This window comes from Microcoleus vaginatus PCC 9802, from assembly GCA_022701275.1.
Classification (GTDB): Bacteria; Cyanobacteriota; Cyanobacteriia; order Cyanobacteriales; family Microcoleaceae; genus Microcoleus; species Microcoleus vaginatus_A.
This window is the reverse complement of record CP031740.1, coordinates 6,273,082-6,292,998: the sequence shown is the minus strand read 5'-3', so window position 1 is coordinate 6,292,998 and position 19,917 is coordinate 6,273,082. Positions and strand designations below refer to the sequence as shown.

Here is a 19,917-nt window from a genome sequence, read left to right as displayed (position 1 = left end):
GTGATTAGTGATTTGTCATTTGTTATTGGTTGGATATCAATCAATACCGTTCAGTTAATGTTTTTTTGTCATTGCGAGCGCATAGGGAAGAAATCGCAGTCTCTGTTTTTCACAGGGTTTTGTCTCCCTGAGTGTCTTATCTGAACCGTATTGGAATATGTAGAGCGCGAGGTTTCTCCCCACTTTCCTTTTTTGTCGCCATCTGAGATTATCAGATTTTTGGAAATGCAAGAAAATGTGGGTGAAACATCGATGATGCGAGGGTTTAGGCAGTGGGTGAGGAGCCAAATTCAGTCAGGAAAATAAAGGAGGGCGATTCCCTACGGGATAGCTACGCTTCACGCTCTTTTTTGAAACGATACCATCGCACAGGCGGGACGCCCGTGCCACGATGGAGGCGGATAGATGAAAGGGCGATAGTCAAATAGTCGAGCTTTTGAGAAGCAAATCGGGTTTTCTATGCCAAGTATTAAGCTTTTCTGCATCTATTACACCATTTTTTAGCCGATACACACCATAAATTTCTAGGCGTCCAGGCCATTCATTATGATTTCCACCAATCAATTGACGTTCTCCTAATACTGTCCAAATAATATCTAAATTATTTTCCCTTAGAAAGTTAACCAGTTGATATTTGGAGATTAAAAAGTTTGCTGGAGACAGTTGATTTAAAGGATTAAATGCCACAACTTCATTGTTTGAATTCCTAAACTTCAGATATTCTCCTGACCATCTCAATTCCATATTCTTCATTAGCCAAGCGGAAGGAATTAAAGCAGATATTGTTTCATCTGTTGAACAATCAAAACTACTACTAAAAGAATATCCTGTTGTTGTTACAACGACTGGATAAGGTAAATCTCCGTCTGTACTATTTATGTGAGAAACCCAAGAATTAGCTTCAATCCATTTATGATAAGGTAAACCCCAAGAAAATTCGCCAATAAATATATCAGAAATTTCTCCAGATTCTGGCATCCATCTCCCTTCAAAGTTCTTATTTTTTAACCATTTGTAGGTTTCTTCCATATTTTCACAACGCACAATATAGCTTCGGATCTGATACCACATTTGTCGTTGAGAAGTTTGATATTTTTCTTCTTCTAAAGGTTCTTTTTCTTCCCAACCATAATGACCTTCTAGAGTTAACCAAACTGTTTCATCATTAGGATTAGTTAATTCAATGAGTTGACATGGCTCGGGACAGTCATCTTGTTGCTTTATCCAGTCTATCTGTCCTTGTTTATCAACTTCGTCAAATATATAGTCGATAGGTTTTAACCAAGTTTTTTGATTATTTTGTTGAGATTCAGGAATTTGTTTTAACAAAAAGGATGGATCGATATCTCGGATTCCAATCTGCCAAGTTCCTTCATAAACAGATGATTCAGATGCTTCATCCAAGCAAGAAGAAACTGTAAACTCTAAATTATCTGCCATGCAACCAAGAAATTCATGAAGGGCAATCCATTGGTATTTCTTACCAATTCGTTCTGGTTTATCCGCAGCACGACCATGACTACTACAACGCCTATCAAACCAACCGAACTTATCAATTGTCCATCCTAATTCAAGAACTCGCTTAACAATCCAGCGTTTTGCAATAGAAGTATCGAACCGACATTCATCTTCTCTTGGATTTTCTAAAAATGGTACAACATACTTTTCAAAAAATTCTGTTTTTTCCTGGTCAATAATGCTCAAAAAAGATTCTTTCCCAGATGTAATAGCTTCCTTTAATTCTTCGTCTGTAAACTCTTCTTCAAAATATTCTATACGACTTTCAGGCTCTAGTTGTTTATACAAATCTACATCCTCGGATATTGTTTTATATTCTTCCCATGCTTGTTTCTGTATAGTTGTAAGAGAGTCTATAAATTGCTCATATCTCTCTTTTTTAGTGGGTTCTTTTGGCTCGCCTAATATACAGGAAGACCAGTAACGAGTACGATATTCTATAACATACTGAGAAAAATCGCCTCCCATAAAACAGTCCATAACTGATGTGTATAGACGATCGAGGCTCCATTTAGGATCGTCTTTAAAACTCTTAAATTTACTGTTTTTTGACACAATTCTTAACTTACATATAATTAAAGAATTTGACTCCCATGACTTAAATAATAAAAGTAATAGTAATAGAGGTAGATTGATGTCAAAATCAAGCTTTATTAATTCAATATATAGTTTTAATTCTTCTTCTGTTGGTAGATCGAGATTCCAATCACTTTTATAAGGGGGATGAGTTTTAGTTTTATCAATATCTACCTTGTCTGATAAAGTACCCAGATGATTAGCTACTTCAATAACACCACGAGCATAATCACGCAAAAGTATATGTACTGGTGGTGTACCTTCTTTAAATACCCATTCATAGATTTTGTTGGCAAGTTCTCCTATTTTGTCAGCATCATTGCTAACCATTGCGACTCCATAAGCAACAGCATAGAGACGTTCTAATACATAAATATCATCAACTTCTAAAAACTGCTCGATAACTTTGACTAAAACTTGAGGTCTTGGATGTAGCATTGAAACAAGAGCTTTTGTTGCACGATCGCGAAGAAAACGATGAGATGTTGTTAAAAACCATGTCAAAGCAATTGCACAAAGTTCGATGGATTCATCTGAGATATGGTCTTTTTCGGCTTCCCATGCCCATTCAAGTAAACGATCTACTGCCCCTTTTTGTTCATACTGATCGAATAAATAAATAGACCAAATTTCATCGCGCTCTGGCATTCTCAGATTTATGAGATGACGATGAAGAGATTTTGCATTTAAAGGATGTTCAGGATCGGTAGCTACTGTCAGTAGTACATTATAAACTTTTTCTTCCTTTCCTTCTTCTTGGAATATTTCATCAATATAATCTTTAGTTTTTTGGGTTATTTTAGTTGGATTACGCCAAATAAGACTTTGTAAAAATTGACGTTCAAACCACAATAATGGCATGGATGTTAATTCCATTACTTCTTTTCCAAGTAGTTCAGGAATTTGAATAAATAAAGCTTCCAGTAAACCACTTATACTCTGTGTATTCCATCTAGCTGCTACTAACCGGCCTAGCGGTTTATTTTCATCAAAGGATGTAGTTGGATTATCTTTATCTAGGTGGTTTTTCAGCAAATAACGGACTATTAAATGATCGCTAAATTTTTCATAGGGAAATTTAATAATATTAACCCTTTGATTTTGTTCTTCATATTCGTCTTCTGAGGGACGATAAATTAAATCTTCTGAAAGTAATCCCTCAGCACGCAGATTATAAAATAAGCTCTGTGAAAAATTATTATTAGGCAAGACAGAATTAACAATATTTTTGGCTTCTTCTCTATCTATCCAAGGCTGTTCCTTTTCTGCCATCCGACGGGCTAAAGCTTCTACTGATTGTCTTACTAAATTGGTTTTATCATCATAATCGATTCGTTCACATAAAACCTCGTTGATTGAATCTATAAATAGATTTAAAACAGCACTAATTCCTTTAATTCCTTTAGGTATTCGTGTTAAATGACGATTTTTAATTCCTTTACAAAGTGTTTTCAAGAAAAGTGGATTAGAAAACTCTGGAACTAACAAAGGAACGTTAGGCTGTTCAATACCATAATGATTGAAAAACGTTTTTGTAGCAATATATTCATGGTTTGCAAATCCATGATGTTCAACTTTGACTAACTTTTCTTCTGCAACCAGGTTTTCTGGTATTGTTGCTTTCTCGTATGAAGTACGACAGCTTACTGCAATAGTAATGCGTGGATAGTTATGCAAAACAGCTAATATACCTGCTAGCTCCTTTTTCCATAAACCTTTATCATCACTCTCATTAAGAGCATCAATCAAAATCATTGCATGACTACCACCAGCTTGTGCAGCAGCATCTAATGCGCCTAAAAACTCGTCACGATTGTGACAAGAAAGGTGCAATCTCTGCATTATATGAATCCAAGGGTCGCCTTGACAAAAGTGCTGACCCAATAAAATTATGGTCGGAAGTGAGTTATCTAGACGATGTTTAGCTATATCACAGAAGAGATGAGTTTTACCTGTTCCAGCTTCACCCGTAAGTAGAAGTGCGGCTTGATTACACGCAGCAGTAATATCACTGGTAGCAAAATGGTAAATTTCTCCTCCTATTTCTTCTATTTTTGAAATTTTATAACGAACTGATTTTAATAACTCTTCAAGTGAACGATTAATGTCTCTATTTTCTATTTTTTCTCCTTGCTGTTCGTTATGAGATGGATTCACTTGCCGAATTTGTGTGTAACTATCATATTGCCAAAGTTTCTTTGACAAACAAGCAATTGAATCAAAATCAATTGGCGACAAGGCCTGTCTATCAGATGCTTTTTTTAAGGCAGTGATGAGTAAGTTGACATCTTTACTCAGATCGTTTAAAGAGTTAGCTACATTAGGAACTTTATCCTGTAAGTCTTCTGATGGCTTGGCATCTTTCAACTTTCGACAAAGCTGACTGTATAAGCTGTCAATGCGGTCAAAGAAAAGATCGGTTCTACCAAGTCCTTCAAATATTTGAGCTTCTGGTAAATCAACATGAATTTCTGGTGTGTAGCGTGCCCCAGCATTTTCTCTAACTTCTTGAAAACGCTGAATCATCCATTCATTAGTTAGTTCTTGTTTATTAAACCAAAAATAGGCACGACCTGCATACTGAGGTTGTGGGCGAGAAAGCCTTTCAAGAATTTCTGATTCTCCCCAATAAACAAACTGAACTTTCATATCACGTTCTTCAGCCCATCCTTCCCATGTTTGAACACGCTCATCCCAGCGATCCATTTGGGATTTTTCTCCGTCCTTGCGTCCTTCAGTACGGTTAATGGGCAAACAGACTATATATTCAATTAAATTTGGATGTTTATCCAAGGCCGCTTTAACGGATTTATCAATTTGTACCCATTGGCTATCTCCCAATTTATCAGGAAAATATTTTGTTTGCCAAGCCTTCTCATTTCCATTAGGTAATCGCCAGTAACATTCAACACCAGCATCTCCTCCAGCACCCGATTTGCGACGAAAAATAGAGTCTTTTGGTACTTCCTCAAATGATGCAAGTTGACAGCATAGTTCTTCAAATCCTTCATGTTGACTACCTTTGTGAGTGCGAATGTCTTTGAAATCGATTTTAGTCATTACTAATACTCTTCTAGACCAAACTAACGTTCTACTTAGCTAACCTCTGATTCACGGACAGGCTTATATTTTATTCATCTGCCCGATCGAGTACATAAAACTGACTGCTGACTAATGACTAATGACTGCTGACTAAAGCTTGCCGCTGAACCTCCAACAATTCCTGAATTCCAGTTTCTGCCACATCCAAAATTTGATTTAACTGACTGCGGCTGAAACTTCCTGCTTCCGCAGTTCCCTGAATTTCGATGATGTTCAAATCTCCATTCATTACCACATTACAATCAATTTCAGCCGCCACATCTTCAAGATAATTCAAATCTAAAAATGGCTCGCCTTCCAAAAGCCCCACAGACACGGCCGCCACTTGACGAATAATCGGCGATCGCTCTAAATCACCTTTTTGTACCAACTTGTTTAAAGCATCAGCCACAGCCACAAACCCGCCAGTAATTGAAGTTGTGCGAGTCCCCGCATCCGCTTGCAAAACATCCGCATCCACAAGTATGGTGCGTTCCCCCAATAGTTGCATATCCAAGCACGATCGTAAACTGCGCCCAATCAACCGCTGAATCTCTTGAGTCCGTCCCGATAATTTCATAAATTCCCGCTCTTGCCGCTGCGGCGTAGAACCAGGCAACATTCGGTATTCCGCTGTTAGCCAACCTTGTCCGGTATTCTCCAGAAATCTCGGCACTCCCGGCTTGATTGTAACGCTGCAAAGTACCTGAGTATCGCCACTTTTTGCGAGTACGGAACCGCTAGCAAATTTGGTAAACTGTCTATCGAAACTAATCGGACGAAGTTGATTTGGTTGTCTGCCATCTGGACGCTGGAAAGACATAATATTTAGGTAATTGGTACTGGGTAATTTGGAATTAAAAATTGAAAATTGAGTATTAATTTTCCGGTCTTTTTGGAGTCGTTAAATATGCAGTCATTCAATCTAAAATGTAAAATCTAAAATGCTATGAGTATTGACCTTTAGCCTCGATCAATGTGAGAATATCCTGCTGGACTTGTTCTGGGGATTGATCGCCATCCACAGTTAACAGTTTGTTGCGGTATTCGTAATACTCTAAAAGAGGAATAGTGCGTTCGTGGAACAAATCGAGGCGACGCTGTAAAATTTCAGGGTGGTCATCCGATCGATCGCGCTTGATCGACCTGCTCAGCAAAACCTCGATCGGCACTTTCAGCCAAACAGCCCAATCTAGCTCCTGTGCCAACTCCTCTAATAAAAAATCCAACTCCTCAGCTTGAAAAGCCGTTCGCGGATAGCCCTCCAATACCCAGCCATTAAAGACATCCCACAGCAGCAGCCGGCGGCGAAAGAATTCAATCATAGTTGCATCGGGAACTAATTCCCCTCTTTCGACATAAGACACCGCCCGCTTGCCTAAATCTGTGTCTTCTGCGATCGCCTCCCGTAGAATGTCCCCCACAGCCAGCAAAGGAAGGCTCAAATTGCTGCACAGTAGTTCAGCCTGAGTTCCCTTTCCCGCTCCTGGCCCTCCCAGAATCACCACTCTCACAGTCCCTGCTCCTAGTGCCGCGACATTCAAATTTTACGCGATGTGCGTACCTTTTCTTAAAAGCCCTGGACGCAGCGAGACTCTCATCACCTGGGTTTTTTACCCTATAACTGTATAAATGTCAAGCTTCGCGCCGTATTTTGGTAAAAAACCCCGTTTCTGCGTAACTGCTAATTGAGTTCAAAAATTGAACAAATGACTGCGAATGCCACTGCAGCTAGCTTTTGACAACTTGTATATCTAGTGTTCGATCCGATGTGCACTCGGCCCCGTACACTATATATTGTCAAGCAGGCTTCAGCCACGCCAAGGTCGGAGCTGCACTCAAGACTTAGTTGCTGATTAAATATTGCCCTATGGTTGCTCAGTTACAAACCCCTAAACTAAATTTAAACCACAGCTTGCCCTACACAGTTCAAGGGCTTGTGCAAGTCTTTACAGGCCCGCACCGCTGCTTTTTTACCAGTGTCATGGCTCAGGCCCTCCGAATTGCAGGACAGGGAGCTCCCGTGCTAGCGGTGCAGTTCCTCAAAGGGGGAATTAATCAAGGGCATCAGCATCCGGTGCGGCTGGGGCAAAATTTAGATTGGGTGCGCTGCGATTTGTCACGCTGCATTGAGAATGCCGATTTAGATGAGCTGGAGACGCGAGCGATCGAACAATTGTGGCAGTATGTTCAAAATGCAGTGCGCGAAGGTCGTTATTCCTTAGTTATTCTCGATGAATTGAGTTTAGCGGTTAATTTGGGCTTGATTCCCGAAGCCGAAGTGGTGGCATTGATTGACAACAAGCCGCATCATTTGGATATGATTTTTACCGGGCCATCCATGCCCCAAAGAATTTTGGATGTTGCCGACCAAATTACTGAAATTCGCCGCAGTTAAGGACAAAGATTCAAGTTGCGAGATCCTTTTTAGCGGTCGCATTTTTTATGTAAAAAAGCAGTATATAAAAAAATAGGCGACCGCTTAGCTCAAAGAGCGATCGCACGCTATCAATTTAGCAGCGACATTACGATTGAACTACCGGATCGAACACAACAGTCAATCGATCAGCCGGCACCATCCGCTTGAGAATTTTCAAGTGACCGTCTGCATCAGACCAACTGCGAAACTCACCCACAACCACCTTTTCCACATTTGGAAGCGAGCGAACTATAGTCCACGGCTTGAGACGTTTTTCTTGCAACATAATATATATCTCCTTGGTAAATTGGAGCCAAAGCCAGTCCCCATCCTTTGGCAGGGCCGAGGACTGGCTTTTGACTTTGTAAACTTGCCCTTGTCTAAGAACATAGCACAAAAAAAATAGTTTGTGATTATATCTTATTTTCCGCTTTCTTTATACCTAATTCCTAGATGACCAATGATTAAACTAAAAACTTGTTAATTCTTTAATTCGTAACTCAAAACTATTTCATGACTAACACTTCGAGTGCGCTTGGGGTGCAGCCTGACTAATAAATTTTGCCTTCTACCTTCTAGCTTCCTTCTACAAATCCCGCCGCGACAGCAGAAACCAGATCCCACCCAAACCCAAAACACCGCACAAAACCCCGCCTTCCCACCCAAAAACAGTCCCCCCCGGCAAATGTCCAGGCTTTGCCTTAGAAGTAAAATTCAGCTCCGAATAGTATACCCACTGGCTGTTAACCCGCCAGCCGACTCGATCGCCAAACTTCTCCCAAACTGTAGCATCATAAACACCAGCCTTTCCCCCCGACTTTACCCACAAACCCTTTTGCACAGAAAAACCGAATCTGCGGTGACTGTGCCGCACCCAAAGTTGATCGATAGTCTGCAAATCCTTAGCGGGAAACTTCCTAATATCTTCCTCGCTCAAATAACCCCGTGAATTTTGCTGCATCACCTCCAGCATTTTCGCAGAGGTTTCCTCATCAGCACCCCGCCAATTTTTAGCAGCCAGCAGCCTTGCCAAGTGAGAATAATCAATACCTTTTTCGGACTCTAAATTCACGGCAACTAGCGGAGAATCAGTCACGGGTTGAGTCGGCACCGAAGGACTAATGACAGTTGCCTGCTGCGACTTTTCGACCACTGGGACAACAACAACCGCAGGTTTTAAAGCATCCAAAACTTCTACAGCCGATTTGTAGCGATCTTTAACATATTCCTGAATCAACTTATCTAAAACCTGACCTAAATCCTGGCTAATTTGTGTTCCTTTTGGCAAAGCCTCCCTCCAAAGCCACCGGCCTTCAAGCGGATCGTAAAGGTCATCGTGAATGTCCCCATAGATATCCAGGTAAGGCATAACAGAAGTCAGCAAGCGAATGCAAGTCACCCCCAAACTATAAAGGTCGCTAGCAGGAACAGCCCTACCGTGACGCTGTTCTAGAGCCGCGTAGCCGGGAGTTCCCAACTTAGTTCCTGTTTTGGTCGGAGCAGCAGCTACTACCTGTTTAGAAACCCCAAAATCTATTAGCACTAACTTACGATCGCGAGATCGGCGGATCACATTCTCCGGCTTAATATCGCGGTGAATTACATTTCTGTCGTGAACAAACTTCAATAAAGGCAACAAATCTAACAGCAGTTCGCAAGTTTTAATTTCGCTATAAGCACCGTACTTTTCTAACTCATCCTTTAAATTATAGCCATCAATAAACTCTTGCACTAAATACAAGCGTCCATCTTCCTCAAAATAAGAAATTAACTGAGGAATTTGCGGGTGCTTCAGTTCGTATAACCGCCTGGCCTCTTGTTCAAACAGCCGAACATATTTTTTAAAATGACCGGGCTTCCGCTGAAACTCTTGAGGGGGTGACAACTGTTTAATCACACACAATTCCTCAAATTTTCCATGATTAACAGCTCGGAAAGTCCTGCCAAATCCCCCATCGCGCAGCGGTTCAGTGGCTGCATAAAGGTCTTTTAGCAGCAGCTTTGAACCACAATGAAGACAATACTTTGTGCCTGGTGGGTTCTGACGCTTGTCTCTTGGGCAATCGAGATTAAGGCAGTATGTCATATATTAAAAAAATGCGAACAAAATTATACTCAGGGTTTTATATTATTCAAGAGTCCGATCGCGAGCTGGTTTTTGTAGAGGCGAAACCTCGAACCTTACGGAGGCGGCCGCCACCCTCGCGATCAGAGGGGGCGCTCTCGCCAGACTGCCCCTGAGCAAGTATAACTCTCTTAAGGGTTTGACCTCAAACTCGAAGTCCACATCTAACCTGAGACTCCGATCCGTGCAATACATTTGATTTAGCGGTCAAATAGCCCGTAGATCAAACAGAAATAGTAATTTATTACCAGCCCCGTGAGTTCTGCAACGTCAAAAAAACTGAGGATTCCGCCTGAGATATAATTTTATTGCCAGAGAGAAGCACACTAACGGGAGCCACAGGTTCCGTCAAGTTCGATCTACTTTAATATTTTACCCGTATAATTTTTAACTTAACCAGGCATAATTAACAATCCAAAAATGCCCAACAAACGCACGTTAAAATCAATACTAGCTTCCTCGATCGCAATCCGAGCCAGACCAGCCACTTAGCCAGTTTTCCCTGTTTCGTTTTTTCAGCTATTACCAGTTACATCTAATTCGATCGGTCTACTTAATTAGGAATCGCCAGTGACACCAAAACTACAGCCCTCTTCCACTCCAAACTCCCGCAGAAAATCACCAAAAGTACCCTGGTTCGAGCGGTTCATGGCACTGGTCGCCCTAGGAAATTTAAGCCTAGTATTATTTGACATAACTTACGTCCCCGGTCGAGATTTCTACTTTCGGCAAGTGCCAGTTCTAACTCAAGTATACGACCCATTTAAAGGAATTAAACCCCACCGAGACACCCAGCAATATCTGAAAACCTTAGAAGAATTAAAAATTCAAGTAGTGAAAACAGGGTTGCCCTCTCCCCAAGTAGCAGCAAAACTGCAGGAAATAAACAACCTGAGCGCGAAAATGATCGACGAAGATCCCTTTCGAGTAGCCTCAAAAAGTGGCACCCTAGAAAAAATAAAAGACCGGATGCGCGATCGCGTCCCGAATCCGCAAGACTCCGCTAAACAATCATTCCAAAGATTCTGGAGCCAAGACTATTTAAACAAACAAGGCTGGCAAAAAGAAATCAAGTGGTTTGACGCCAAAATCAAGCCATTAATCACCACCAACTATTACCGCGAGATTGGAGAAAACGGCGAATTCATCGATAACTTTTGGCAAATCGACCTGCCATTTATTGCCATATTCGCGATCGAATTTCTAGCCCGTACCTACTCGATCAGCCGCCGCCACCGCAGCGTCACTTGGCGAGCAGCCATGCTCTGGCGATGGTATGACATCTTCCTGCTGCTCCCATTCTGGCGCCTGTTGCGAATATTACCCGTCACAATTCGCATCCACCAAGCAAAAATGCCGGATCTCCAACCCATACGCAGCCAAATCAGCCGAGGTTTCGTCGCCAACTTCGCCCAAGAATTGACCGAAGTAGTAGTAATTCAACTCATCAACCAGATGCAACAATCAATTACCACAGGCGAACTAGCTCGTCAACTATTTCAATCTAAAAAACAGCGCTATCTAGACATCAACAATATCAATGAAATAGAAGCGATCGCCACCCATCTCGTGCAAATAACCGTCTACAAAGTCCTCCCCCAACTCCAGCCAGACCTAGAAGCCCTCCTCCGGTACACTATTGAAAGCTTCCTCAAACAATCCCCCCTCTATCAAGGATGGAAGCAAGTACCCGGGCTGGGAAACCTGCCCGAACAGCTAGCAGAGCAATTAGTTGCAGAACTGTCAAAATTAGTCACTCTCGGCCCCCAAGATGCCTACGAAGCCTTCAAAATCGCCAGCGAAGACCCCATAGGCATCAAACTCTCAAGCCAGCTAGTCCAACATTTCGGGCAAGCTTTAGGAACCGAACTGCAACAGCAGCACACCTGGCAAGAAATACAACTGCTGCTGTGCGACTTCCTAGAAGAGTTCAAAATCAACTACATTCAGCGGTTGAGCGAAGAAGACTTCGAGAAAATTTTAGAACAAGCCAAAGAACTGCAACGGATAGCCCCGCGTTAGGGCGTGTCATGACTCGGAAGTCCCCAAACCGTTCGGGCAAGTCTCGCCACGGGATGCCCGCTCGGTAGCGGTACAACACCGCTTCCACCAACAACCGATTGTAGGCAGACTGTCCGACCCACATAACCTTCACGTCCGCGCAATAAATCTTTGATCCTTTCCCACTGTTAATCCCGTAGGGCATAACGGCCGCTTGTCCTGCCGATCGAATCCTTCTAGTCGGCTGTATCTCTTCTTTACCTTCCTTTACATTAACTGATGACAAACCCTAGCCTCTCGGATTTGAAAAAGCTTTAAATCCTTGGCAGCCATGTGTTTACCTCTAATACCAAATTCACTATTAAGCTGAGATAGTTTCCCAGAATTAAAAGAATAGCCCTAACCCTCTTCTGTGTCCTAATCCCCTCTGCTCCACCGCTCTACTTATTTTTTTCTTCCCCAATTAGCAATTAGCAATTACCCTGCTGTAACTCCTGCAAATGAAACTTGCTGGAATTGTAAAGTTTCATGTGCGATCAGCATTCTCTACGAGAGTCATCTGCAGAGTTGTGCATCAAATCTTCAGCGCGGTAGTGAGTTAGACCGCCGTTAGGGTTCTCAGCGGCTTGGCGTTTCATGTTTTTAGCGAGCAAGGTCAATTTTTTGAGACGGATATTATATCAATTTATATGTAACTCAGATGAAACCCTACTTTTTAGAGTCAATCTGTAAAGTAAAGTTAAAAACTACTACAAATAGCTGTAAACCAGGTAGTCTATTAGATATCATTGCTAACTGGTTTCCTAAAGGCTAAAAATATTTACAAATGCTAAAGAAAAATAAGATGCGTCAGTATCTTTAGTTAGCTTTTATTATAACGATCTCAGAGAAAACACGTAAGTAGCGATGCTTGTTTAAGCAAGTTACTGTCTCAAACTTTTCACTAACTATTATAGATTGCTTTTCAATATATATTTCCTCAGCCTCATTTCACTAAATCTACTGAGATTTTTCAGCCAACTGGTTACCCCAGGAGTAACACGAATCAATGTCACAGACCTCTCCAACCACTTTCCTGTCAAACCGTTCTCAAAAAAAGGTGTCCCTGCGCCTGATTTTAGTATTGCCATTCGTTCTGCAAATATTTGCTGCCGTCGGCCTGACAGGCTGGCTATCCTTACGCAACGGGCAAAAAGCAGTCAACGAAGTTGCCAGCCAGTTGCGGAGTGAAATTACGGCCCGCATCCAGCAGCAGCTCAACACATACCTAGATACAGCCCCTCGCGTCAATCAACTGAATGCCAATGCCCTTCGCCTAGGATACTTAAACCCAGACGAATTGGAGAGTATGGAGCGCTATTTTTGGGAGCAAATTCAAGCATTTCCTTCTCTGCCCAATATGGGTTTTGCTACTACAAGTGGAGAGTTCATTGCCATTGAACGCCAAGAGAATGGCAAAATATTTTTTAAAAGAGTAGATAAGGATAGTCGTACTGAACTTCATATTTATGACTCGGATAGCAAAGGCAATCAAACAAAGCTCTTAAAAATTTCTCCTAGCAACAATATACTCAACCGTTCTTGGTATAAAGACAGTGTACGCTTAGGCAAGCCCACATGGAGCGAAATTTTTCCGCTTACAGGTCAGAAAACGCTCTCCCTCCCTGCGGGACATCCAGTTTATGACGAAAGTGGCGAACTGCGCGGAGTATTCGTTGCTAATTTTTTAATCTCTTTCCTCAGTGACTTTCTGCAAAGCTTAAAAATCGGTCGATCGGGACAGACATTCATTATGGAACGTTCTGGACTCCTAGTAGGCAGTTCAACTCTCAAAGAAGCATTTATCACCAACAATGGTAAACTCGATCGCCTGAATGCTTTAGATAGCACAGACGATTTAATTCGGCTGACAACAGCGCATTTAAAAGAACGCTTTGGCAACCTCACTAAAATTAGCAAATCTCAGCAAATAGATTTTACGATCGCCGGCGAGCGACAATTCCTCCAAGTTATGCCCTTTCAGGATAGCGGAGGATTGGACTGGCTGATCGTCGTCGTAGTTCCTGAAAGCGATTTCATGGATCAAATTAACGCCAATACCCAGACTACCATTTTGTTGTGTTTGGGAGCCTTGGCGCTGGCTACCGTTTTGGGAATCTTAACCGCACGCTGGATTACCAGCCCGATTCTCCGTTTGAGCGCAGCTTCTAGAGCGATCGCCAGTGGCGACTTAAAGGAAAAGGTGCAGGTAAAAGGCATAGAAGAACTAGAAGTTTTGGGTCAGTCTTTCAACCTTATGGCACAACAGTTGCGCGAATCCTTTGAGGCGCTAGCCAAGACCAATTCCGAGCTAGAAATCCGAGTAGAAGAACGCACCGCTGAACTGACGGAAGCCAAACAAATCGCTGATACTGCCAACCAAGCTAAAAGTGAATTTTTAGCGAATATGAGTCACGAATTGAGAACGCCACTCAATGGAATTTTAGGATACGCTCAAATCCTAGAACGCTCAAAAACGATGGCTCCGAAAGATATCCAAGGCATCAGTATTATTCACCAGTGTGGTTCCCACCTCTTAACCCTGATTAATGACATCTTAGACCTCGCTAAAATTGAAGCTCAGAAATTGGAACTGTACGCGAAAGATTTCCATTTTCCTTCCTTTTTGCAGGGAGTCGCGGAAATTTGCCGCATCCGAGCCGAACAAAAAGGAATTGCTTTTGTTTATCAACCCAGTTGGGAAATTCCTGTTGGCATCTACGCTGACGAGAAACGCTTGCGACAGGTACTAATTAACTTACTGAGCAATGCAATTAAGTTTACCGACTCAGGACGAGTGACTTTTAAGATAGAACATCTGGAAAAGGGGACAGGTGAAAAGGTACAAACCAATGAGCAAAAGCCAGCCTCACCAACTCACAAAATTAGGTTTCAAATTGAAGATACTGGCGTTGGTATGACACCCGAACAATTAAAAAAAATATTTTTGCCTTTTGAACAGGTAGGAGACAGCAAGCGTCAGGCGGAAGGAACTGGACTCGGTTTAACAATTAGCCAGAAAATTGTTGAAATGATGGGTAGTACCATTCAAGTAAAAAGTCAGTCAGGAACAGGCAGTGTTTTTTGGCTAGATTTGGATTTACAGGAAGCGGCAGACTGGGCAAATACAGCCACGATTGCCAAGGAAAGAAAGCTGGTTGGCTACCAAGGTAGAAAGCAGAAAGTTTTGGTTGTGGATGACAAATGGGAAAACCTCTCGGTCATTGTCAATCTCCTGGAACCCCTCGGCTTTGAAGTAACCGAAGCTAAAAACGGTCAAGAAGGTTTAGAAAAAGTAGAAGAGTTTAAGTTTGATCTGATTATCACTGACTTGGTGATGCCAGTGTTAGATGGCTTTGAGATGATGCGCCGTATCCGAAATTTGTCACACTATAAAGACGTGGCAATCATTGCTTCATCTGCCAGTGTATTTGCTACCGATCAACATAAAAGTTTGGAGGGGGGAGCCAACGATTTTGTCGGTAAGCCAGTGCAGGCAGAAGAGCTATTTGAGATATTGCACAAGTATTTAAAACTTGAATGGATATATGAGGAACTAAAGCATGAAAAAATCAGCACTCTTCCTTTTTCATCAGATGCTCAATCACTTTCTGAATCGACCTCTGTAGTGGCTCCCCCGCCCGCAGAAATTGAACTTTTATTTGAACTGGCCATGAGAGGCAACGTGAAAGGAATTGTGAAGCGCAGTGAGCACCTAGAGAAGTTGGATCAGCAATTTGTGCCCTTTGCTGTTGAGCTGCGCCAGTTAGCCCAAGGCTATCAGGTCAAAAAAATCAAAGAGTTTATTACCTCTCACAGAATAGAAAAAGAATGAAGGCAGCAAATATGGAAACAAGTAGCATCTTAATCGTCGATGACAATCCTAGCAATCTGGACGTGCTTTCTGAAGCTTTAGCTGGTTCAGGATGGGAGATATTGGTAGCAACTGATGGCGAAACTGCCATAGAACAAGCTGAATATAGTCAGCCTGATTTGATTCTGTTAGATGTGATGATGCCAGGAATTGACGGGTTTGAAACCTGTCATCGGTTGAAGGCAAGTCCGTTGACGAACGAAATTTCCATAATTTTTATGACCGCTCTTTCTGACATAGGAGATAAGGTCAAAGGCTTTAATCTAGGGGCGGTGGATTACATTACTAAGCCCTTTGAACAAAAGGAGGTGTTAGCTCGCGTCAACCTCCATTTAAAATTGCGTTCTTTGACTAAAGTTCTCGCAGAGCAAAACCTAATGCTGAAGCGGGAAATAGAAGACAGGCTCGCAGCAGAAGCAGCCTTACATCAGCTCGCGCAGGAGTTAGAAAAACGGGTGGAAGAACGAACGGCTGAGCTTTCTCAAGCTTTGGATAATCTTAAAAAAGCTCAAGTGCAAATCGTTCAAAGTGAAAAGATGGCTTGCCTTGGTCAACTTGTAGCTGGGGTGGCTCACGAAATTAACAATCCAGTTAGTTTTATCTCCAATAATATCCCTATTGCCAAGGAATATATTGCCGATTTGATCGGGATGACTCGGCTTTACCAGCACAAGGTTACTTCGACATCAGAATTTGAGGATAAGTCCCAGGAGATTGAGTTAGATTTTATTGTTGAAGATTTGCCCAAAATTCTTGATTCAATGGCGGTCGGAACAGAGCGACTTTACAATCTTTCTATGTCACTGCGTAATTTTTCTCGCTTGGACACATCGGCACTAACGCCAGTGAATATTCACGAGGGGCTAGATAGTACCTTATTAATTTTAGGGCATCGACTGAAACCTAAAGGAAGTTTTCCAGGAATTGCAGTGATTAAAGAGTATGGGTAATTGCCGCTAGTAGAGTGTTATCCGGGGCAACTTAATCAGGTATTTATGAATATATTGGCGAATGGAATTGATGCTTTAGAAGAGTCTACGATCAGTTGTCCGCTGTGCGGGGAAAAGAAACAGGGCAATGACACTCCACAGATTCGGATTTGCACTGAAATGCTTCAGGATGACAGAGTGGTGATTCGGATTGCTGATAATGGGGTTGGCATAACTCAGGAAGTAATGCAGCATTTATTCACGCCGATGTTTACTACTAAATCAGTAGGTAAAGGGACAGGTTTAGGTTTGTCTATTAGCCGTGAGATCGTAGAACGAAAACATGGTGGTAAGCTGACCTGCATTTCCTCGCCAGAATGGGGGGTAGAGTTTGTAATTGAGCTTCCCATTCAGCATTAGTAATGGGAATTTTTTAGGGTGAATCTTAGTTTGGCTGTTTGGTCAATATACCGTTAATCTTGCGATCGCCCATGTCTAATCTACCGATCACCATCACTGTCAAGCTCTTCACCCCCTATCAAGAAGCAGAGGGCTTGTCCGAACTGAAATTAGAATTTCCCAAAGAAACTCCCGTATCGCAAGTCCTAGAACGCCTGAGTGCCAATCGCCAACGGTTCTAGGGGCGACCCATCGGCTTCGGTAGCAACCAGGAATTTGCCCTCGCCCCACCCCACTCCAAAACGGTGATGAAGTCGTCCTTATTTCCCCTGTCAGCTCTCCCCTTCTGCCCTCGGACAGTCCGCCGATGCCGATTCGGTTTGTCACCGGGCGGGCGATCGAGCTAAACTGAGAACTGAGGCCTCCCTTCGATCAGAAGAAGTCCTCAAACTTCTTGGAAGAAATTGTTTTACCTAGGAGTGGGTCAAGCCCACTTTTTTTGTTGCATTAGTCGCAGGAAAAGAGCTCAGGGCGTCTGACTTGCAAGTTGAGGACTGATTTAGTAGGGGTACCCCCCGCTTGAGATCCCCTGCTGGGATGTTGGGTAAGTCCCAAAGTTGAAGACGAAAGTCGCAGCCACCTAATCAAACCACCTCAAAGCCAAGCAATCTCAACACCAAATTTTTCCTTGCCCGTGTCCGAGTTTAGGAGTTTTAACTTAAGTATTCGATATGACTCATCCCCTAATCCCACAAATCATAGACTTAGCTACCCCCGTTGCGGAAACACTGGGATTGGAAGTAGTGGGAGCAGTGTTTCACACCAACCAAAATCCTCCCGTCTTGCGGGTAGACATCCGCAACCTCCAACAAGACACTGGTTTAGCCGACTGCGAGCGCATGAGCACAGCCCTCGATGCTGAGTTAGAGGCAGCCGACATCATACCCGATGCCTACGTGCTAGAGATTTCCAGTCCCGGAATATCCCGATTGCTCAGCAGCGATCGAGAATTCATTACCTTTAAAGGTTTCCCCGTGACAGCCACAACCACCGAACCGGACTCGCGAATCAAAGAGTGGAAAGGACTACTCCTGGGCCGGGATGAAACAGCGGTTTATCTCAATCAAAAAGGGCGACAGGTTAAAATTCCCCGCCCTCAGATTGTCAAAGTTGAACTAGACGAAGGAAAAAAGATGTAAAGGGAAATTTTGAGTTTTGAGTTTTGAGTTTTGAGTTTTGAGTTTTGAGATTGCCTCGCAGCAAGCTGAAAACGCTTGGCTGCGAGTTAATTTTTAACAATCATATCTGTAGCAGCGGGTTGAATAGGAATAACAAATAAATTGTTACGGCACCGAGTTCCCCTAATCCTATCCAGTAACTCATCACTCCTGCTTGAAAATTTTCCAGTACCAATTACCGATTACCAGTTACTTATTACCACAGCAAAAAAGGAGTGTTTTATATGTCAATGGTTCCCCTGCCCGGACTAAAAGAAATGGTCGAAGGTATTAGCAAAGAACGCAATTTACCCAAACACGCCGTCCAAGCAGCCTTGCGAGAAGCCCTGCTCAAAGGATACGAACGCTACCGCCGTACCCAAAAACTCGATCACTTCAGCGAAGAATACTTCGACAACTTTGATGTAGAACTCGACGCAGAACAAGAAGGTTTCCGCGTTTTAGCCAACAAAACTATTGTCGAAGAAGTCATCAATCCCGATCACGAAATCTCACTTTCGGAAGTGCAAGAAGTAGCCACGGAAGCTCAGCCTGGCAGCATCGTGCTCGTAGACGTAACACCAAATCAAAAAGAATTTGGTCGCATGGCCGCGATCCAGACCAAACAAGTTCTCGCTCAAAAACTGCGCGACCAACAGCGCAAAATGATTCAAGAAGAGTTTAAAGATTTAGAAGAAACTGTTCTTCAAGCAAGAGTTCTCAGGTTTGAGAGGCAGTCGGTGATTTTAGCAGTCACCAGCAGCTTCGGTCAGCCAGAAGTAGATGCCGAACTCCCTAAGCGCGAACAGTTGCCCAACGACAATTATCGGGCCAACGCTACATTCAAGGTTTATCTCAAAAAAGTAGGCGAAGGCTCTACTAGAGGGCCACAGTTACTTGTTTCTAGAGCCGACGCAGGTTTGGTGGTTTACCTGTTTGCTAATGAAGTACCAGAAATAGAAGACGGGGTGGTGAGAATTGTCGCCGTAGCCAGGGAGGCAAATCCGCCATCCCGGCACGTCGGCCCCCGGACTAAAATAGCAGTTGATACTCTCGATCGCGACGTAGACCCTGTAGGAGCCTGCATCGGAGCGCGGGGATCGCGGATTCAGGTAGTAGTCAACGAATTGCGCGGCGAAAAAATCGACGTGATCCGCTGGTCTCCAGACCCAGCAACTTATATTGCTAACGCTCTGAGTCCCGCTAGAGTAGATGAAGTGCGTTTAGTTGCTCCAGAAGGCAGGAGAGCTCACATTTTGGTCGCTGAAGACCAACTTAGTCTTGCCATTGGCAAAGAAGGTCAGAACGTCCGTCTCGCAGCCCGCCTAACCGGTTGGAAAATCGATATCAAAGATATTGCTAAGTACGATCGCGCCGCCGAAGATAGCAAATTGGCAGCAGAAGCAACTAGGCTCGAAGAACTAGCAGGCGACTACGATGCAGACGAAGCGGGCGACTACGACGGCGACGAGGAAACCGCAGAATTTGACGAAGAGGAGGCAGCCGCCACGGAGGAAACCGAAGCCGCAGTCTAAAAACTGTGACATTTACCGAAGAAGAATTCAGAATTCAGAACCCAGAATCCAGAATGGGTTCTGTGCGACAGGATGAAGAATCGAGGTTGAAAGCCCGCGATTTTAATCGTGGATCACAAAAAATTTTTTCCGTGACCCTTACCCCTGACTTGGGACATGGCGTATTTTGAATTCTGAATTCTGTCTTCTGACTCCTTGTCATAA

General features: G+C 43.0%; 12 protein-coding genes and 2 pseudogenes. 7 read left to right on the top strand and 7 right to left on the bottom strand.

Annotated elements, in window-relative coordinates:
• Nucleotides 1-420: 420 nt before the first annotated feature.
• The 3 genes from D0A34_26000 to D0A34_25990 form a co-directional block, all read right to left on the bottom strand.
• Complete coding sequence (locus D0A34_26000; GenBank protein UNU21835.1) at nt 421-5,154, bottom strand: ATP-binding protein; 4,734 nt, start codon at nt 5,152-5,154, stop codon at nt 421-423.
• 118 nt (nt 5,155-5,272) lie between these two features.
• On the bottom strand, nt 5,273-5,998 hold the full coding sequence (rph, locus tag D0A34_25995; protein ID UNU21834.1) for a ribonuclease PH: 726 nt from the start codon (nt 5,996-5,998) through the stop codon (nt 5,273-5,275).
• A gap of 124 nt (nt 5,999-6,122) precedes the next feature.
• Nucleotides 6,123-6,689, bottom strand: coding sequence for a nucleoside monophosphate kinase (locus D0A34_25990; GenBank protein UNU21833.1), 567 nt, complete (start codon nt 6,687-6,689; stop codon nt 6,123-6,125).
• Nucleotides 6,690-7,045: 356 nt separating this feature from the next.
• Here D0A34_25990 and D0A34_25985 point away from each other — a divergent pair, with 356 nt between their 5' ends.
• Nucleotides 7,046-7,573, top strand: a complete 528-nt coding sequence (locus D0A34_25985; protein UNU21832.1) for a P-loop NTPase family protein — start codon at nt 7,046-7,048, stop codon at nt 7,571-7,573.
• 127 nt (nt 7,574-7,700) lie between these two features.
• Here D0A34_25985 and D0A34_25980 read toward each other — a convergent pair whose 3' ends face one another.
• The 3 genes from D0A34_25980 to D0A34_25970 form a co-directional block, all read right to left on the bottom strand.
• Nucleotides 7,701-7,880, bottom strand: a complete 180-nt coding sequence (locus D0A34_25980; protein ID UNU21831.1) for a hypothetical protein — start codon at nt 7,878-7,880, stop codon at nt 7,701-7,703.
• Between the two features lie 300 nt (nt 7,881-8,180).
• Nucleotides 8,181-9,680, bottom strand: coding sequence for a hypothetical protein (locus tag D0A34_25975; GenBank protein UNU21830.1), 1,500 nt, complete (start codon nt 9,678-9,680; stop codon nt 8,181-8,183).
• Between the two features lie 42 nt (nt 9,681-9,722).
• Nucleotides 9,723-9,914, bottom strand: coding sequence for a hypothetical protein (locus tag D0A34_25970; GenBank protein ID UNU21829.1), 192 nt, complete (start codon nt 9,912-9,914; stop codon nt 9,723-9,725).
• A gap of 453 nt (nt 9,915-10,367) precedes the next feature.
• On the opposite strand from D0A34_25970, the gene D0A34_25965 reads away from it, so the two are divergent.
• The gene (locus D0A34_25965) at nt 10,368-11,741 is read left to right on the top strand and encodes a hypothetical protein (GenBank protein ID UNU21828.1); all 1,374 of its coding nucleotides are present in this window, start codon (nt 10,368-10,370) and stop codon (nt 11,739-11,741) included.
• Between the two features lie 13 nt (nt 11,742-11,754).
• On the opposite strand, the pseudogene D0A34_25960 reads toward D0A34_25965, so the two are convergent.
• A pseudogene (locus tag D0A34_25960) lies at nt 11,755-11,947 on the bottom strand (transposase).
• An 821-nt stretch (nt 11,948-12,768) separates the two neighbouring features.
• Here D0A34_25960 and D0A34_25955 point away from each other — a divergent pair.
• The 5 genes and pseudogenes from D0A34_25955 to nusA all read left to right on the top strand — a co-directional run bounded on the left by D0A34_25955 (nt 12,769) and on the right by nusA (nt 19,713).
• Nucleotides 12,769-15,594, top strand: coding sequence for a hybrid sensor histidine kinase/response regulator (locus D0A34_25955; protein ID UNU21827.1), 2,826 nt, complete (start codon nt 12,769-12,771; stop codon nt 15,592-15,594).
• 11 nt (nt 15,595-15,605) lie between these two features.
• Nucleotides 15,606-16,982 (top strand): annotated as a pseudogene (locus tag D0A34_25950) (response regulator).
• 71 nt (nt 16,983-17,053) lie between these two features.
• Nucleotides 17,054-17,203 carry a thiamine S protein gene (locus D0A34_25945; GenBank protein UNU21826.1) on the top strand — a complete coding sequence of 50 codons (150 nt, stop codon included), beginning with the start codon at nt 17,054-17,056 and terminating at the stop codon, nt 17,201-17,203.
• Nucleotides 17,204-17,692: 489 nt separating this feature from the next.
• Complete coding sequence (rimP, locus tag D0A34_25940; GenBank protein ID UNU21825.1) at nt 17,693-18,160, top strand: ribosome maturation factor RimP; 468 nt, start codon at nt 17,693-17,695, stop codon at nt 18,158-18,160.
• Between the two features lie 263 nt (nt 18,161-18,423).
• Nucleotides 18,424-19,713 (top strand): transcription termination factor NusA, encoded by a 1,290-nt coding sequence (gene nusA, locus D0A34_25935; GenBank protein ID UNU21824.1) that lies wholly within the window; start codon nt 18,424-18,426, stop codon nt 19,711-19,713.
• The last annotated feature ends 204 nt before the right edge of the window (nt 19,714-19,917 follow it).

What these genes read in the sequence shown, in the direction of transcription:
- D0A34_25980 (UNU21831.1), bottom strand. Translation starts at nt 7,880, where the DNA reads ATGTTGCAAGAAAAACGTCTCAAGCCGTGGACTATAGTTCGCTCGCTT.
- D0A34_26000 (UNU21835.1), bottom strand. Translation starts at nt 5,154, where the DNA reads ATGACTAAAATCGATTTCAAAGACATTCGCACTCACAAAGGTAGTCAA.
- D0A34_25970 (UNU21829.1), bottom strand. Translation starts at nt 9,914, where the DNA reads ATGTATTGCACGGATCGGAGTCTCAGGTTAGATGTGGACTTCGAGTTT.
- rph (UNU21834.1), bottom strand. Translation starts at nt 5,998, where the DNA reads ATGTCTTTCCAGCGTCCAGATGGCAGACAACCAAATCAACTTCGTCCG.
- D0A34_25985 (UNU21832.1), top strand. Translation starts at nt 7,046, where the DNA reads ATGGTTGCTCAGTTACAAACCCCTAAACTAAATTTAAACCACAGCTTG.
- D0A34_25955 (UNU21827.1), top strand. Translation starts at nt 12,769, where the DNA reads ATGTCACAGACCTCTCCAACCACTTTCCTGTCAAACCGTTCTCAAAAA.
- rimP (UNU21825.1), top strand. Translation starts at nt 17,693, where the DNA reads ATGACTCATCCCCTAATCCCACAAATCATAGACTTAGCTACCCCCGTT.
- D0A34_25975 (UNU21830.1), bottom strand. Translation starts at nt 9,680, where the DNA reads ATGACATACTGCCTTAATCTCGATTGCCCAAGAGACAAGCGTCAGAAC.
- D0A34_25965 (UNU21828.1), top strand. Translation starts at nt 10,368, where the DNA reads ATGGCACTGGTCGCCCTAGGAAATTTAAGCCTAGTATTATTTGACATA.
- nusA (UNU21824.1), top strand. Translation starts at nt 18,424, where the DNA reads ATGTCAATGGTTCCCCTGCCCGGACTAAAAGAAATGGTCGAAGGTATT.
- D0A34_25945 (UNU21826.1), top strand. Translation starts at nt 17,054, where the DNA reads ATGTCTAATCTACCGATCACCATCACTGTCAAGCTCTTCACCCCCTAT.